Below are 18,746 nucleotides of genomic sequence, written 5' to 3'. Positions count from 1 at the left end.
ATTCCACTATTCGCACACCGACAACCAGCAACCGACAACCAGCAACCAGCAACCGCCAACCAGCAACCAACAACCAACAAGCTTTTTCAACCGCTTTCCATCGCTTTCTTTTTCCTTATTGACTTTTTCCTTTCCTACCTCCCCAACACATTCTTGCGCGGGATGGTGGCGATAAAGTTTTTGAGGTAGAAGGGTTCGTAGTAGGCCACATCGACAAAGTCGGCAGCCAGAAATTTCTTTTCTGCCAGGGCAGTCATGTGTTTGGCCGAAGCGACGACCCCATCGACATAGTGATAATTCTCGCCCCTTAATACCGGCTGACATTTTTCGGCCCCATTCCCAAAATAGAGCAAACGCTGTTGCGGCCACTGCTTCAGTGCTTCCTCGTCGATGACCAGGGCCTGCACTTCCTGAACCGGTTTTCCGTTGACATCGCTCACCATGCAATACACCTCCATGCGGCGGGCATCGATCATGGGCACCAGCAAATCGCTTTCGTTCAATTCGATTCCGTACTGATGGCTGTTGATCCTTACTTCGTGGGCCATGGCTTCGAGCGGACTGATGGCAATGAGGGGCAGCCCGGCACCAAAACAAAGTCCTTTGGCCGCCGAAACCCCAATGCGCAAACCGGTATACGAACCCGGACCGCCACTCACGGCCACGGCATCGAGCGCACTGACTGATAAGTTTTGCTCACTTAGTATTTCATCGATAAAGACGGTCAGCAGGCGTGAATGATTCATTCCACTGCGATCTTCCTTCAAAGCCAATAGTTTCCCCTTATCGGCCAGGGCGACTGAACAAATTTCGGTGGAGCTTTCCAGGCAAAGTATTCCAGACATGTTTTTGCAATTTTGGCACAAAGATGCATTAAGGCTTAAAAATAGCAAAGCACTGCGTACTTAAAATTCCTATCAGACAAACAATCAACAATCTGTTTTCTTGATTATTCACCAGAGGGATGGTGCATTTTGATTTCGTTTGTCCTATATTTGTTGATCAGCGGACTGAATGGAGAACAAATTACAGGAAACAAAGAACAAACAGCAGTCCGACGATGTTTACTAGCAGACTAATTAACGGGTTTACAGGGTGGATGAACAAAAGATGCCTGATTGCAGAGCATTGATCATTACATGACTATTCACTGCTGGTCCGGCGGAAGTTATTACTATGCGCACAGGGTTAATTGTACTTTTATTTATTTTTCTTGTAGCAGGAGCACGGGCACAGACGCCGGGTTTGATTATTAAGCCGGCCACTGGTACCGGCGCTGCTGTACTCGACCCTAACGGCGATGGTTATTCTTCGGTTTATTCTACCGGTTATGTTGCCAATGACTATGAACATACTGAAACTGAGCTACCCGTTGTTACTGTTGTTCGGCCCGATCCTTCGGGTGACCCGGTAAAAGGCCCTTCCGGGTCTTTTAATGACATTGTAGGAACCAGCGAAGATGGAGAGAATGCTATCTTTACTTACATTGATGGCAGTGACAATCTGATTTTTCGCTTCCGCCTGGATGGTTATGCGCCCAACTCGAAAACCTATTCGATGTTGATCGATACCGACGGAAAGTTTGGCTTTACAGGAGCCGATGCCGATCCCAATGCAGTTACCGGGAATCCTGGTTTTGAAATAGAGGTTTCGCTACAGACCAATTTTGGGGTATTTGTTTATAATATTGATGGAACTGCCAGTCAGCCTGCAGCTTCATCTTCGTATACCGGCGACACCAACTACCAGCAATCGATAGCCTTTACCACCAATTCCTCGTCGCCCGACTATTTTTACGATTTCTTTGTTCCCTTGTCGGCTCTGGGCGTTTCGTCCAGCACCCCCTTACGTTATGCCGCTTTAACCACCATGAATCCCAACGGGGGCATTGGATCAAATTCACAGTCGGATGTGGGAGGCACCAGTGAAGGCAGCAATCTCGACAATGTTTTTGAAGATTTAATTGAAGACCAAACCCCCACTCCTCCTGGAGAAGAGGTGCTGATACGGAGTGAATGCCCGACGATTACGGGACCTATCTCAACAGGCGCAACCTCGGTAAGTGGCTCAAGCAATGAGGCAAATGGTACCGTAATTGAAGTCTACCTAAACGATGTTTCCATCGGCACTACCACCGTTTCAGGCAACGCCTGGTCACTGGGAAGTGTGGGCCCTTTTACTTCGGGAGATGTTTTAAACGCGACTGCCACTGCTCCGGGTAAAGGGGTTTCATTAAGTACATGCAACCTAACCTTTGTTGGTTCTGACTGTACCGAAATACCGGGTATCGTAACCATTGACAATGGAAATAAAGGTGTTACAATTTTAAATGTAGCTGACTATCCCGAATTCACAGTGTTCACTGTTTACAATGCTGCCGATGATACCGAATGGATTGGTAACAAGGCTGATAACAATCCATATACAATTTCTGCAGCCGATATTGCCAACGGAACCATTGACATTGGCTGTGGCGGGCAGGGTAACTGTATGAGCGACGATACTTACTATGTAATTGCACAAGCTCCTTCAACCTGTCCCTCTTCAAAAGTCTATTTCAATGTAGGAAACTGTACCAGTACGATTAATGCACCGGCAATCGATGCTACAGCACCTAATTCAGATGTTGTGACAGGGACATTAGGCGTGTCCGGTGCAACCCTCTTTTTGTATGCAGACGGAATATTAATTGGAGAAAAAATATTAACGACCAACGGTGCCTGGTCAATTTATGTAAATCCAGAAGAAATCTGTAATATAACCCTCACTGCTCAACAAATAGGTTCCGGAACCTGTTTGTCTGATCCATCCACCGGGGTGTTGGTTGGACAGGGTGTTACTACTCCACCGGTTGTGGATGTGGATCTTTGTGCTTCTTCAATCAGCACCATCTCGGGTTATTCGGTGGAACCCGACGGAACCACCATTCAAGTATATGTGAATGCTGGCTTGGTTGGTACAACCACGGTTTCAGGAGGAGCATGGAGTGTATCTGCTTCTGCTTCAACCGGACAGGCAATTACAGCCACAGCCACCAACAGCAATGGCTGCGAAACAGTGAGTCCGCTTTCAGCAGCGGTAACGCTTAACGGCACGACCACCCTTAGCGGTACATTTACATTGGGTGCAACTATTTACGATACCACCGACCCTGTACCAGTCAATTATAACGGACTTACAGCCAGCACCTCCTATACCATCAACCTGCAGATTGATGGCTACACCATTGGTACAACTACTTTTACTTCCAGTGGAACTGGTAATGGCACAGTGGACATCTCACCAACTTATAGCGGTGATTTATATGTTGGCGGGGCATTGAGTGTTTCGCTGCAACAAGGAAGCCAATGCGAAAGCAGTCCTTTTGATCTTGAAGCGACGGTTCAGTGTCAGGTTCCTGATCTGTCTTCTTCAGTAATAAGTGCAGCCCAAAACAATGAATGCATTACATTGAGCGGTGAAATCACATTGACCAACAGTGAACAGTTGGTTATTTATACTCCTGTGAATGCAGCCGGTGACTCCACCGGATATTCCGTGCTGGGAACCGGTGGAACCATCACCCTGTACACTTTTCCTTTTGCAGCAGCCGGTACTGAAACCTTTTACATTAGAGCAGAAAGAATTACAGCATCGGTCGCTTGTGAAGCACAAAGTGTTGCCTTTGTTACTTTCAATGCCTATGGACCACCGGAAATCACCACACAGCCCTTCGATCAGGACTTGTGCTATGGAGATCCGACAAGCATAACAGTTGAGTGGACAGGAGAAGGCCCCTATAATGTGCAATGGCAATACAATTCGGGAAGCGGATTTACCAATCTGAGCGATGCAGGAGTTTACAGCCAGACCTCGATGAGCACTACCAGTGCGACCACTTCCAGCTTACTAATTTCAGATGTCTCTCTGCTCGACAATTACGAGTACCGCTGCATTATCACCGATTTAGGCGTTCCCACCGAATGCCGCGACTCCATCAGCGATGTCTCAACCTTTACGGTTGAATATGTTTATTTGTCGGCTTCGTCGGTAAGCAACGCTACTACCGGAAACAACGGTGCGATCGACATCACCGCTGCCGGAGGAGATACTCCTTACAGTTACGACTGGCACCACATCAATGGCTCAGGAACTTTTGGGGAAATTGAAGACCTTACAGGATTAGCTGAAGGAACTTACACCGTCACTGTGAAAGATGCCAATGATTGTACCTGGGAAGAGTCTTTTACCGTGTTAGGCCCCGGTTCAATCGACCTCGCAGAAGTAAGCACCACACAAATCTCCTGTTATGGTGCCGACGACGGAGCCTTTGAAGTGGTGGCGACTCTTGGTACAGGGCCCTATATTTATTCCATCGATAATTTCTCAACCAGTCAGTCTTCCGGTGTATTCGAAGACCTTCTGCCCGGAACTTATACCGTCAGGGCACGTGACAATCTGAATGCCAACAGCAATTCAGTAAGCATTGTAATTACCGAGCCGGCTGAAATAGTCATTACTGCAACCCCTTCCAACCCTTCTGCTGCGCTAACCGATGGTTCAATCACTATCAACCTTACGGGTGGTATCGCTCCCTTTAATTATGAACTGTACACCGGAACTTATCCTTCAGGATCGCTGGTAACATCAAACACAAACAATAACAACTCCACCTATCAGTTTACCGGTCTTGGCGAGAATACATACTATGTTGTTGTGACCGATGATAATGCTTGTGAATCTGTAAAAACAGGAATTGCTTTAGTCGAACCCAACATCTCCACCGAATCTTGTGTTTATGTAGCTGCACATTCTTTTAACGGCACTCAGGCCAGTTATTCGGGTTACGATGGGACATACAACTTTTTTGGAAGCAATGATTGGATCGAGGGGACTGATAACCAAAATAAAATTAAAGTACTTGGGGATGCACTAACCTTTGGAAACACTGATCTTAATAACTTAACACTTTCTGGTACATCTGACATTTCGCGAAGTATTGACCTTACAGGGGCTACTCTTGACAACACAACTCCAACTATTTCATTTGATTATAGCCTAACCCGAGGTCCAAACGCCAATAAAGATGATTTTGGTATCAGAATGTATGTAAACAATGCGGCCTCTCCAGCATTTAACATTCCAATCGGGTCAGCACAAGTTGCTGCAGACAACATCACCCTGGATGAAACATCAACCAATGTTACTTTCATTGATGGAATCAATACTTTTCGTTTTGAAATTTATGATGTGGCCGGAGGAAAATATGAAGCCAATTCTTATTTCAATATCGACAATTTTTCCATTAGTTTTTCAAAAGATATTGTTTCAGCTACGGTTGCCTCGCCTTCCACCTGTAACAACGGGAGCATTGAACTGGACGTTTCGGGAGGATTTTCACCCTACTCCTTCGACTGGGATACCGATGCCGCCAACGACTTTGACGATGATGAGGATTTGAGCGGGCTTTCTGCAGGTACTTACGGGCTGATCATTAGGGACAGCCGTGGTTGTGAAACCGCAGAGATTACGGAAATCGTTGAAAGCGCTCCCCTTACAGCAAGCATCACGGCAGGTGATGATCCTACCTGTGCCGGTGGTGGTAGTAACGGGACCATTACCGCCACGGTAGCTGACTTGGGTGGTGGAGGACCCTTTATTTACAAATTAATTAAAGGAACTTCTGACACTATTGCAACAGCCATTTCCGCCTTATCGGAAAAAACATTTACCGGTCTCAATTCAGGAACTTACAAGGTAAGGGTTTGGGATGTTAACAACTGCAACACACTGACCGGCACCTGGGATTTATCCTTGCCTGCATTGTCCTCTGCCTTGTCAGCTGTTTCATCGACCACCATGTGCGCAGGAAACAGCGTGACAGTTAAAGTAGACATTAGCGGAGGAACCTCACCTTATATTGTGGTGTTGAGCAATGGCCAGAGTTTTACAAACTACACCTCTGGCACAGAGGTTGAAGTTTCACCCTCGGTTTCCACTACCATCAGTGTTTCCAGCGTTACGGATGCTATTTCGTGTGTAAGCGGCAGTAATACCGGGCCTGTTGCCATTACGGTGATCCCGGCTCCTGTTGCTCCCTCCTCGGTCCAATCCGATCGTGATGGATTTTGTGCCGATGATGCCGGAAGCATTACCCTAACAGCAACGGGAGGAACAGGAACGACCCTTCAATGGTTCTCGGGCAGCTGTGGCGGCACCCCTGTTGGAACAGGTTCTCCATTGGTGCTTGCATCACCAACAAGCACTACCACCTACTTTGTTCGTTATGAAAACACTTGTGGTGAATCATCCTGTAATAGTGTAACTGTTAATGTTAATGGTCTTCCTCTTGCTCCTGCCAGTACCGGTAACCAAACGGTTTGTGCCGGCAATCCGAATCCCGCATTGAACGTTAATGTGGCTTCGGGTGCTACAGCCGACTGGTACAGCACTGCAAGCGGAGGAACGGCACTTGCAACTGGAACCTTGTCGTATACATCGGGCGAAAGCGCCGCCGGCACTTATACTTATTATGCCGAGGCCCGGAATACCACCAGTGGCTGTACCAGTACATCGAGAACACCTGTAAGCCTCACCATTAACCCCCTTCCCACCCCCGTGCTTACTTCGAGCGATGCCGACAATACCATTTGCAGCGGGGAGTCGGTTACCTTTACCGCCTCGGGGGGAAGTACCTACGAGTTCAAAATCAACGGGATTACCGTTCAAAGCAACTCGGCCAGCACGAGCTATACCACCAGCACCCTGAGCGACGGCGATGTGGTGACCGTGGTAGTGACCAGTGCCCAGGGCTGTACGGCCACCAGCGCAGGACTGAACTTTTCTGTGAGTGTTTGCAATACGCCCCCCGTTGCCAACAACGACAGTTACAGCCTGACCTGCACCAGCGAAGCTTCCGGTCTGGATTTGCTCGCCAACGATAGCGATGACAGTGCACTTGACCTGACTTCTGTGATCCTTGATCCTACAGGAGCTCCGGTTACAGCCGGAAACACCTATACCGATGGCGAAGGAAACGAATGGACCGTCACGACTTCGGGCCTTTTGACTGTGGTACCTGCCAGCGCATGCAGCTCAATCAGCACCACTTATACCGTGAAGGACGACACAGGTCAAACTTCAAATACTGCATCCATAACTATTACTTTTAACGATGCCACTGCCCCGGTTTTTTCCAGCTGCCCGGGGACACAAACAGTCAATGCCAACTACAGCGGCTGTATTTACGAGGTAAATGGTGCCGAATTTGATCCTGTTGCCTCCGACAACTGCACTGTAAGCAGCCTGACCCATAACTACGACGGAGGCGGAAGTACGCTCGATGGTAAACTCTTCCCTGAAGGCACTACCACGGTAGTCTGGACTGCTACGGATGCCTGCGGCAACAGCAGTACATGCACCTACGATGTAACAGTAAAAAGCATCACTGTTACCGTTGAACTGGTCTCGTCGAACAACGATTGTCCCGAACTGATCGCCAACCAGGGCTTCAACCCGGAAAATACCAGCTACGATGCCGGTGCTACCGAAGTGATTTTCAGGGTCACCCTGAACAACTCCGACGCAACAACATGGAATTTGGATTACAACATCGGCGCAACAGTCGATGTACGTACCGGCGGACTCTATCCTTCACCCAACCCGCAGAGTTTTAACAACTACCAGGTGAACAACGGCACCAACACCGTCGACCTGATTTTCTACATTAACAACGATCCGGGCAACAGCATCACACCGGTATTCACCGTTACTTCGGTAACCGATGAATGGGGATGTAACTATGCCACCGATGAATCGACTTCGGTCATTATTAAGGCCATGCCCGAAGTGGGGGCGTTTAATTGAAATGTAGAGACGCACTATAGTAGAGACGCGCTATAGCGCGTCTCTACATTTCACAGGGCAATTGGAAACGGTTGCCCGTTGCTCGTTGTCTGCCATATGAAATTCGACCTTAGAAGAATATTTCAACGGGGCTGTTTGCTGGTATGTGCAAATATTGGATTAGTGATTTACATTGCAATGGCTTTCTTATGCAATCAGGTACTCAAATCCACCGATTCGTTTAATACAAGAACCAGACCTGCATCTTCCGTTCGTCACAAAAAACACGGCATTCGTCAAATCAATTTGCTTTTCCAGCAAAGCTCAGCTTATACAATCAAAGACGCTGTTATTTTTGCAGCGGAATAATGCGCCCGTAAAACAGGACGGGGAAGAGGATTTTACATTCAAGAGGAAAAAGAGGTAAGATTAAGCATTCATTTCAGGGTAAGTGTACATCTATTTCATACAGGCAAGGCCGGCAGGTAAAGCTGCTGTGGAGTTGCTATGTTAACTGGTTGGAATGAGCAGGGTTAAAACAATTGTGTCATCGGTTTGGGTTGTGACAGGAGGCTTGAGAGTGCTGTCCTGTTATAGCTATGATCTAAAAAAATGGCTCACAACTTCAGAAACTTTCAACGTTACTCCAAATAAATATCTCAAAACCAGGACAACTGTAGCGATAAAACTTCTTATTCTATTTTTCATCCTGTTTTCCGGAAAGCCGGGTAATTCACAAACGCAATATTTTTACTGGGATTTCAACCAAAGTGCTTCCAATTGTTCCTCAAATATTCTCACACAGACCCCGCTCCCTTTGTCTGTTACCGGCAGTTACACTTATACGGATGAATGTGAAACCACTTCAGGTACTTTAACTTCTGGCTCTCCTATTATAAATGCAGCAAACGCAGGAAATTCTATTCGCAATTCTTTTCCTAACGGGGATGTTGATGATTATTACTGGTATTTTACACTCTCAGGAAATGACATTCAGTATCTCTCCAATTTTCAAATCTACTTTCAGTATCGTCGCAGTCTGGCCGGTGAGACCTACACTTCAACAAATGTATCCTATTCCATCGATGGTGGTAATTACGAAGGAGCCCAACCGCTGACAACTTATGGAGCAGCGAATGCATGGGTGTCACTAAATTACGATTACTCAGCAATTTCGGATGCCAATACATCAATAACCTTCAGAATTCAATGGCAACAGACAGGAAATGGAGCCTGTAATGTGGACATCGACAACTTCCAAATCCAGGCCGATTATAACTTTGTGCTTGAACCCGGTGTGACCAATGTGACTGTTCCCGCCTGTGTTGAAGGAGTGAACGTGAAGGCATGGGGCGCCGGTGCCGGTGGAACTAACCGAAATGGTGCAGCCGGTGGTGGGGGGGGCGGTGCCTTTACGGCAGGAACCATTTCAGGACTTGTTCCCGGCAACGTATTGAATGTTACCGTAGGTACTGGGGGTACTGTTGGACAACCCCGTACTGCACCGGGCAACTACTCAAGCGTAACTTTTGGATCTGCTTATATTCAGGCCAATGGAGGATTATCCCTTGGTAATTCAAGAAATGGTGGAGCAGGTGGTGCTGCACAAACCGTAGGTGGCATCATTACAGCTGCGTGGGCAGGAGGAAACGGAGGAAACGCCAGAAATAATAGTAATGGTGATGATAATGAAGCAGGTGGTGGTGGTGGTGGTTCTGCTTTTCAAACGTCCAATGGAAATCCTGGCGCAAATGGTGGTAATAGTACTTGGAACCCAACAGCAGGTGGAACCGGATCAGGGAACGGTGGAGATGGAGCATCAGCCGATGGTTGGCCTAACGCTACAGCCGGGAACCTACCCGGTGGCGGTGGCGGTGGTCGTGGTGAAGGCGGCGGACAATCACAAACCGGTGCCGATGGCGCTGTTGAACTTGAATGGATTTATGCCACAGCTCCAATTATCAGTATTCAACCCAACGCTGCCACGCAAGCCTATTGTTTGAACGAAGCTGCCAACGCCTTGTCGGCAACAGCCACAGCTGGTAGCGGGAGCATTACGGGGTATCAGTGGTACAGCAACACCAGTAGTTCCAACTTAGATGGTACGCTGATAAGCGGGGCTACTGCTTCAAGTTTTACACCACCGACATCAACAGCAGGAACACTATACTATTATGTTATCATCACAAATTCATACGGATGTACCTCGACCAGTGAGGTTTCCGGAGCTGTTGAGGTTACTGCCGCAACGCCCGCAGCTGCTACAAACCCCAACCCCGCCAATACTGCTTCCAATATTTGCTATGCAGGGAATGTTGCACCACTCACTGAGCTAACATGGTCGGCTGTTGCCGGAGCCACTTCCTACAATATATACTTTGGGGCAGGAAGCTTGCCGGGTTCTGTGACGGCAAACGTGGGAACCAATAGTTACAGTGTAGGTACTTTGGCGGCCAATACCACGTATTATTGGAGGGCAGTTCCGGTAAATGGCTGTGGTGAAGCCAGTGGGGCTGCTACCTGGACTTTTACCACCGCTGCTTCGCCATGTTTTAGTTATTGTGACGCGGGAAACACTGGCTATAATACGAGGTATATCGATGGAGTAACTATAGGAGATATAACGACTACCAGCACAGGATGGTCAACCAACGGTTACGGAGATTATACTGGTTCTTCAACCAGTTTAATACAGGGAGAAACAAATGTTTCTATCTCAATAAATTTTGTAGATGGGGGTTACGGTTATGATATAGGTATATGGATTGATTGGAACCAGGATGGTGATTTCGACGATCCATCTGAGAATGTTATTTGCGGTGAAAATGCAAGCAGTCCACAAAATTATACATTTGATGTACCGTCAGGAGCAACACTGGGAACAACCCGCATGAGAATCAGATTAAGTTACAACAATAATGATTGTGGCTCTTCCTGTGGTATTCTAAACAATACGCGAGGCGAAGTAGAAGATTATACCATCATTGTTCAGCCCGCAGTTAGCATCACCACCCACCCGCTATCAGTACACAGTTATTGTCCCGGCTCCTCCATTACAGTTCCCTACTCCACAAGCGGATCGTTTAACTCAGGGAATGTGTTTAGTGTCCAGCTTTCGGATGAGAACGGCAGTTTTAGCAGTCCTGCGACACTTACAAGCACCGCTACAGGCAGTGGCACCATTACGGCCGACCTTCCTTTGAGTGCTATAAATGGCACAGCCTACAGGGTCAGGGTGGTCTCCAGTGATCCCTATTTCGAAGGAAGCAACAACGGGACGGATATTACGATCGGTTCGCCCGACATCATCACCTCGCCCGGCAGCCAGTGTAAATATGGCGATGAAGTAACGGTTACCGTCAGTGCTTCATCAGCTCAGTTGGGTACTTTTGAGTGGTTCAATAGTGCTTACGAACCGATTCAACAAGAAAACGGGTACAGTTCAACATTACAGGTGAACATCGCTTCCAACCAAACCTACTATGTAAGGCTTACTGCCGGAGGGTGTTCCACCCCTTATACCCCGGTAACGGCTTATGCCATTATCCCACCCGAATTGAGTGCCAGCGTGGGTGGTTCATTTTGTGTGGATGATCCAATCCTACTCGACAGTGAAGGCAGTTATGACAATATCTACTGGGAGGGACCCGATTTCTACTCCACTGATCAGGATCCTGTTATCTATAATTCAACTACGACCATGAGCGGTACCTATACGGTATATACCAACCGCCTGAGTGGGGTTAACCTGGTTTACAATGGAAATTTTGAACTTGGGAACATAGGTTTTACAAGCAGTTACGGATATGTACCCCCAACAAATAATGCACTATGGCCCGAAGGCCTCTATACCATTGTGAATGATCCCGGAAGTGTACATGACAACTTCTATAGCTGTCCCCCTGCAAGTGGTAATCTGCAAATGGTCGTCAACGGAAATACGAGTAATACCGATACCATCACCTGGTCACAAACTGTAAATGTTGTTGAAAATACTGATTATCAATTTTCCTACTATGTACAGAGTGTCGAACTCGGCTCGCCTTCACGTTTGCAGTTATACATTAATGGCACAGAAGCAGGAGAAATATACGAAGCCGAATACGATGCATGTCAGTCGAAACAGTTTATTTATAACTGGAATTCGGGAGGCTACGATGAAGCAGAACTGGTCTTGGTAAACAAGAACAGATCGGGTGCAGGCAACGATTTTGCACTCGACAGCATTGTTTTCCAGCACACCTGTACCGCCGAAGCCTCGGTCGAAGTCTATGTCTCCGATGGCTTTACGCCCGAGGTGAGCATTACGGCCAGTCCTTCGAACGAAATCTGCGAAGGTGAACTGGTCACATTTACGGCGCACCCTTTGCATGGAGGAAGCGATCCCGATTACCGGTGGTTCAACGATGGCGTTTTAATTCCGGGGGAAAACGGCTCAACCTTCAGTACATCTGGTTTGAACGATGGCGAAAAAATCACCTGTGAAATGACTTCCAGTCTGACGGGCTGTTTACCAGGCAGTGCCACCGACCTTAGTGATGAAATCACCATGATCGTTCATCCCTTACCTTCTATTAGTACCGATGGAACCATCGCCGCTGTAAGAAGCAGAACAATCAGCCAGACGACTACCCTTTCCTACACCGCCAGTACGAACACTCCAACCAGTTACTCCATCAACTGGGACGCTACGGCCAACCTGGCAGGTTTGACAGATCAGGCAGCCACTGCTTTTGCGTTTTCCGCATCGGGTGGTACGATCACAGGAATTGAGATACCTGCCAACGTACCCGATAATATAAACCCCTACCAGGGGACCCTGACCATTTATACAGCAAACGGCTGTGAAGCAAGTCAGGCTGTAACCATACTGATTGAGCCTGCCTCCATTTTCGACAGCCATCCTGCCGACCTCACCATATGTGCCAACGAGGGTGGAAATCTTACTGTGAGTGCAACAGCTGCTTCTCCCAACTATCAATGGCAGGTGCTCATTGGCACCAACTGGACCGACATTACGCCTGCCCTGTTACCAACAGCCGACATCAGCGGCGAAACTTCGGCAACACTGTTGCTCGACGACATGGATGACTATGCGGGAACGTACCAGGTGCGTTGCGAGGTGACAGACGGGGCTTACACTGAAAACTCCAACACGGCCACCGTGACCATTCATCCCGTTCCCCTGATCACTACCGGCGGCGTGGCCACTGCCATTTGCTACAATACGCTCACTACCAGCCTTAGCTATTCCGCTGCCAGCGGAACTCCCACCTCTTATTCCATCGACTGGAATACCGGACCTGCCGACCAGGGTGTTACTGCCTTCACCTTTAACCCGGGAGGTGGAATAATTAATACGATCTCGGTCAGTCCTGCCACCCCACCCGGCACCTATCAGGGAAGCATGACGCTTTACAATGCCAATGGATGTGAAAGTACCGTGAACATAGCACTGACCATCATGCAATTCAATCTGTTGCTTAGCCCCAACGGGGCAAGCGATTGTCCTCAGTTATCGGCCACGACACAACCTGCCTTTAATCCCGAGAACACCAGTTACCACCATGGGGCCACCGAAGTCATATTCAAGGTAGCGCCCGATGCAGGCTCGGATTACCAGAACGGCTGGTCGTTCGATTTCGACCTGACAGGGACTGTGATTGCGACAATGAATCCCTCGAATGTTACCGTACTTACCCTCGAGGGCGACGATGCAACAGCGCCATCGCGAACAGGCACTCTGCTGTCGGGAAGTATCAATGCCGGCAACAACAGCTATGTTGACCTGCTATTTCAGGTTGAAAACACCCCGGGTAGCGAACAGCTGATTGAAATCAGCATCGACAATACCAACAATGGCTATGGATGCAGTGAAACCTCAACGGCCAACGACAACGAGGCCGACTATACCATCGAAGCCATGCCCGAGGTAGGGGCGTTTAACTAAAAGAAGGAAAAAGTCAGGAAGGAAAAAGAAAGCGATGGGAAGCGGATGCTCGTTGCTCGTTACTCGTTACTCGTTGCTCGTTGGTGTGCGAATAGTGGAATGCTATCTTGCTTTGCAATGGAAAGCAACAGAAAAGGGTTGAATGAAAGCAATGGGAGGCAATTGGAAGCGATGGGAAGCAATTGTCTTCACCTTTGCACAGAATCGAAATCTTCGCAATGGCGCTCATATAAACTGATGTACTTATTCACTCAGGTACTCAGGTACTAAAAAAAACCACAATAGACACAATAGGACACAATAGAAAAGGATTGAAAGCAATGGGACGCAATTGGAAGCGATGGGACGCAATTGTTTTCACCTTTGCACGGAATCGAAATCTTTGCAATGGCGTTCTTATAAACTTATGTACTTATTCACTCAGGAACTCAGGTACTAAAAAAAACCACAATAGACACAATAGGACACAATAGAAAAGGATTGAAAGCGGTTATCAGTTATCGGTTGTCAAGGTTGTTGGTTGGAGTGCGGATATTGGAATCGTAATTTACTTCGCAAAGGAAAGCAACAGAAAAGAATTGAAAGCAATGGAAAGCGATGGGAAGCAATTGTCTTCACCTTTGCACAGAATCGAAATCTTCGCAATGGCGCTCATATAAACTGATGTACTTATTCACTCAGGTACTCAGGTACTAAAAAAAACCACAATAGACACAATAGGACACAATAGAAAAGGATTGAAAGCAATGGGACGCAATTGGAAGCGATGGGACGCAATTGTTTTCACCTTTGCACGGAATCGAAATCTTTGCAATGGCGTTCTTATAAACTTATGTACTTATTCACTCAGGAACTCAGGTACTAAAAAAAACCACAATAGACACAATAGGACACAATAGAAAAGGATTGAAAGCGGTTATCAGTTATCGGTTGTCAAGGTTGTTGGTTGGAATGCGGATATTGGAATCGTAATTTACTTCGCAAAGGAAAGCAACAGAAAAGAATTGAAAGCAATGGAAAGCGATGGGAAGCAATTGTCTTCACCTTTGCACTGAATCGAAATTTTCGCAATGGCCTTCTTATGAACTTATGTACTCAGGTACTAAGGAACTAAGGAACTAAGGAACTCCAAAAAAGACACAATAGAAAAATACGATCATTCGATCTTAATACTTGTTGTGGTTGGCCAGTTTTTTATTAATAAGTATCTTTGAACACGAATAAAAAGCTGTATGACAAGTTACTGTTAAGTCGCACCAACACCAGTGCATGCCTTACTTAAGGTATATTTATCATAACACCAATCGTTATTTATACTAATCAGCATTAGGGATACACCGGCAAGATCAAGGTTTTTTAATGATTTTGTTATCATAACAACACCAAAACGGCATGAAACAAGTTTCACCTACCACAGCTCATACCATCAACGGCAATTTTTCCGCTGGAGAGGCTGGTCGTGGCATTGTAAGAAGTGGTCGGTTCATGCTCCGTATCTTCCTGCTGCTTTTCATTTTTACTTTTACCTCACAACCTATTTTTGCAGATTATTTCTCGAGTGCTACAACAGGAGACTGGACCGATGATGCGACCTGGGGACGCACAGACAATAAATACCCCTTGCCCGGTGATCAGGTAAACATCAATGCCGGCCATGTGATTACCTATGATGGTAATTTGAACTGGGCCAGTGGACAGATAATGGGGCCAAATGTCAGCCTGATTGTAACCGGTGACTTCACTGTTTCTAACTCAGGCAATTTTAATTTTTGGGGACCTTTGGTAATGGACATAGCTGGTGATTTTATAGTCACCAACGGGAATCTCCAGTTTGGTCATAGCGGTGAAATCAATGTTGGCGGAAATCTGGACATTTCAGGATCTTTGGATCTCAGAGGCAACAACGGGCAATTTGACATCAATGTTACTGGAAGTGCCTTCATGTCCGGACTAAAAGTTCAGTATAACGCCCAGCTAATTGTTGGACAGCATCTTGACACTAATGGTAACATTGAACTTTCAGAAAACGGAATTCTGGAAGTGGCTGGAAATATTGAATCAGAAAGTCTGACCTTAAGCAATACGAGTTCGTTAAGTTCCAATGGTATTCTTGATGTCAATGCAGGAATCTCGATGAGTGGAAATACACTTCTTAGTGTTGATGGAACTATTAGTTCTGGTAGTCTGAGCATGAGCAATTATGCCTTTCTTTCAACACGAAGTAATGTGGTAGTTGATGCAGGCATCTCACTAAATAGTTCTACCATCATGGATGTTGATGGATCACTAAGTGCTGAAGATATGTACATGTCGAATACAACACTGGTAGTGGTAGAAGGTGATTTCAATTTATCAGATGATTTTACTGCAGATTCATACGCCAACCTGATTGTTGCAGGCGATTATGAAGTTGATGGTACTACATCATTTGGGAATCCGACGGTTGATGTATATGTTTTCGATACGGTGATATGTTCTGGCACTAGTTGCCCTGAAATTGAGAATTTTGATGAATGGATCAATCCCGTTCCCGGAATAGACTATCTATCACTGGTAACGGCCGAGTTGGATGAAAGCGGCACTTTTACCGTTCCCTCGGGCATCAGCACCATTGTGGTGGAATGCTGGGGTGGTGGCGGTGGCGGCGGCAATGCCTCACACAGCGGAGAAGGCACCAGCCGTGGCGGTGGTGGCGCAGGGGGAGCTTATGCTGCCAAAACAATAAGCGGTGCATCGGGCACCTACAATTATACAGTTGGCGCAGGGGGCATTGGAAATACGGCCGGTAATGCCTCCTGGTTTGGTTCTACCTCAACAGTTTATGCACCGGGAGGAGCTGCCGGTACTGAAGGTGATAAAAATTCACCTGGGATAGGTGGCTTAGGATCTGTATCAGGTGCCATTGGAGACATAGTCCACTCAGGGGGTAACGGTGGCAATGCTTCTGATGCTGGTTCCGGTGGTGGTGGTGGTGGTGCCGGATCAACTGCCGATGGGAAAGATGCCGTCAATAACACCGAAGGTGCCGGCACTGCTGATTTTGGCGGGGCCGGAGGGGCTGGAATTACTACTATCAATGGCTATTTCAACGGCAATCCGGGAGCATTGCACGGTGGCGGTGGCTCGGGTGCCGTAAGTAGTGGCAATCCAGGAACTGAAACCAGTGGGGGTGCAGGGGCCAAGGGCAAAATCAGGGTCACTTTCTCAACCTTGCCCCTGGTTAAATTCGATGCAGCCACCACCAACCAAACGGAAGCAGAAACGGGCATCACCATCACGCTTTCTCTGAATACAACAAGCTCATCCGATATTAGTATCCCCTTCACAATAAGTTCATCAAGTACCGCCTCGGGTGGAGGAACTGATTATACGCTAAACACCAATACTCCCCTGCTAATCACAGCCGGAAACACGACTGCCAGTATCAGCTTCAGCATTCATCAGGACAGTGAATACGAAGACAATGAAACCATCATCATTCAACTGGGGACGCCAAGCAATGCTGCCCTGGCAGCCCCTTCGTCGCACATTGTATTTATTGTAAACGATGATGCTGCCCCTACCTTTAGCCTGACTTCTTCCAGTTCTTCCATTTGTCTGGGCGATCAGCTCACTTTTACTGCCGCTGTTTCTGGCAATGTTTCGTGCAGCGACATTCAATACTACGAAGCTTCTTCGGATGGTGGAACCAGTTGGGCCCCCATCATCGCCAATCCTGGCAACAACTGTTCTGAAGTATATACACCTACAACAGCAGGTACCTTTCTTTATCGATACTACTATTATAAAAATCAAAATAACAACGGTACTTCCAACGAAGTAACGGTTACTGTCAATTCGCTGCCTGTTATCAACTCACCCGGCAACCAAACGTCATGCGGCCCGTATACCCTGCCTGCCATCACCGGTACCAACCTTAGCGGCAACGAAGCTTACTATACAGGAAGCAACGGAAGTGGCACTCAATACAATGCTGGTGATGTTATAAGCAATAATGCCAGCTTGTACATTTACGATAGCAACTCAGGTTGTAGCGATGAAGTGTCTTTTACCATTTCCATCACCCGTTTCAACCTGATCGTTTCGCCCAATGGTGCGTCCGACTGCCCCGATTTATCACCTGCTACCAACCCGGCCTTTAATCCTGAGAATACCAGTTATAACCATGGTGCCACCGAAGTCATCTTTCGCGTTGAACCCGATGCCGCCTATGACTATCAAAGTGGCTGGACCTTCGACTTTACTCTAACAGGCACGGTAATCAATACCTCGAACCCATCAAATGTTACAGTGCTAACACTCGAAGGCAACGACACAACAGCTCCAACACGTACAGGGTCCCTGATTTCGGGAAGCGTTGATGCCGGCAACAATGCCTATGTCGACCTGCTTTTTCAGATTGAAAACACCCCGGGAAGCGCCCAGGATATCAACCTGGTAATCAGCAACGCCCTCGACGGTGGAAGCTGTGGTGAAACGGAAGCAATCAGCGATAATGAGGCCAACTACACCATTGAAGCCATGCCCGAAGTGGGGGCGTTTAATTGAAAAGAAGGAAAAAGTCAGGAAGGAAAAAGAAAGCGATGGGAAGCGGTTGCTCGTTACTCGTTGCTCGTTGCTGGTTGCTCGCTGCCTGCCCCGTGAAATTCGACGTAAGGAGAATATTTCTACGGGGCTCGTTGGTGTGCGAATAGTGGACGGCTAACTTGCTTCGCAATGGAAAGCAACAGAAAAGAATTGAAAGCAATGGGAAGCGATGGGAAGCAATTGTCTTCACCTTTGCACAGAATCGAAACTTGCTTCGCAATGGCGTTCTTATGAACTTATTCACTCAGGCACTCAGGCACTCAGGTACTCAGGTACTAAAAAAAACCACAATAGACACAATAGGACACAATAGAAAAGGATTGAAAGCAATGGGAGGCAATTGGAAGCGATGGAAAGCAATTGTTTTCACCTTTGCATGGAATGG

Annotated in this window: 4 protein-coding genes; 3 read left to right on the top strand and 1 reads right to left on the bottom strand. The window is 47.3% G+C overall.

Annotation, left to right across the window (positions count from 1 at the left end):
- Window positions 1-134: 134 nt before the first annotated feature.
- The gene (gene tsaB / locus FHS86_RS15820; protein ID WP_429415876.1) at window positions 135-845 is read right to left on the bottom strand and encodes a tRNA (adenosine(37)-N6)-threonylcarbamoyltransferase complex dimerization subunit type 1 TsaB; all 711 of its coding nucleotides are present in this window, start codon (window positions 843-845) and stop codon (window positions 135-137) included.
- Between the two features lie 331 nt (window positions 846-1,176).
- Here tsaB and FHS86_RS15815 point away from each other — a divergent pair, with 331 nt between their 5' ends.
- The 3 genes from FHS86_RS15815 to FHS86_RS15805 all read left to right on the top strand — a co-directional run bounded on the left by FHS86_RS15815 (window position 1,177) and on the right by FHS86_RS15805 (window position 18,322).
- Window positions 1,177-7,845: an Ig-like domain-containing protein gene (locus tag FHS86_RS15815; protein ID WP_429415873.1), complete on the top strand. Its 6,669-nt coding sequence runs from the start codon at window positions 1,177-1,179 to the stop codon at window positions 7,843-7,845.
- Between the two features lie 796 nt (window positions 7,846-8,641).
- Complete coding sequence (locus FHS86_RS15810) at window positions 8,642-13,774, top strand: GEVED domain-containing protein (protein WP_429415870.1); 5,133 nt, start codon at window positions 8,642-8,644, stop codon at window positions 13,772-13,774.
- Window positions 13,775-15,166: 1,392 nt separating this feature from the next.
- A complete protein-coding gene (locus FHS86_RS15805) occupies window positions 15,167-18,322 on the top strand; it encodes a glycine-rich domain-containing protein (RefSeq protein WP_429415867.1) in 3,156 nt (1,051 codons plus the stop codon).
- Window positions 18,323-18,746 lie beyond the last annotated feature (424 nt).

The organism is Roseimarinus sediminis (assembly GCF_050433125.1).
GTDB classification, from domain to species: Bacteria; Bacteroidota; Bacteroidia; order Bacteroidales; family Prolixibacteraceae; genus Roseimarinus; species Roseimarinus sediminis.
Note: the sequence above shows the minus strand (reverse complement) of the source record. Positions and strands in the feature narration are given on the sequence as shown.

Excerpts from the sequence above, each read along its gene's own strand:
- FHS86_RS15815 (WP_429415873.1), top strand. The coding sequence starts at position 1,177 with ATGCGCACAGGGTTAATTGTACTTTTATTTATTTTTCTTGTAGCAGGA.
- FHS86_RS15805 (WP_429415867.1), top strand. The coding sequence starts at position 15,167 with ATGAAACAAGTTTCACCTACCACAGCTCATACCATCAACGGCAATTTT.
- tsaB (WP_429415876.1), bottom strand. The coding sequence starts at position 845 with ATGTCTGGAATACTTTGCCTGGAAAGCTCCACCGAAATTTGTTCAGTC.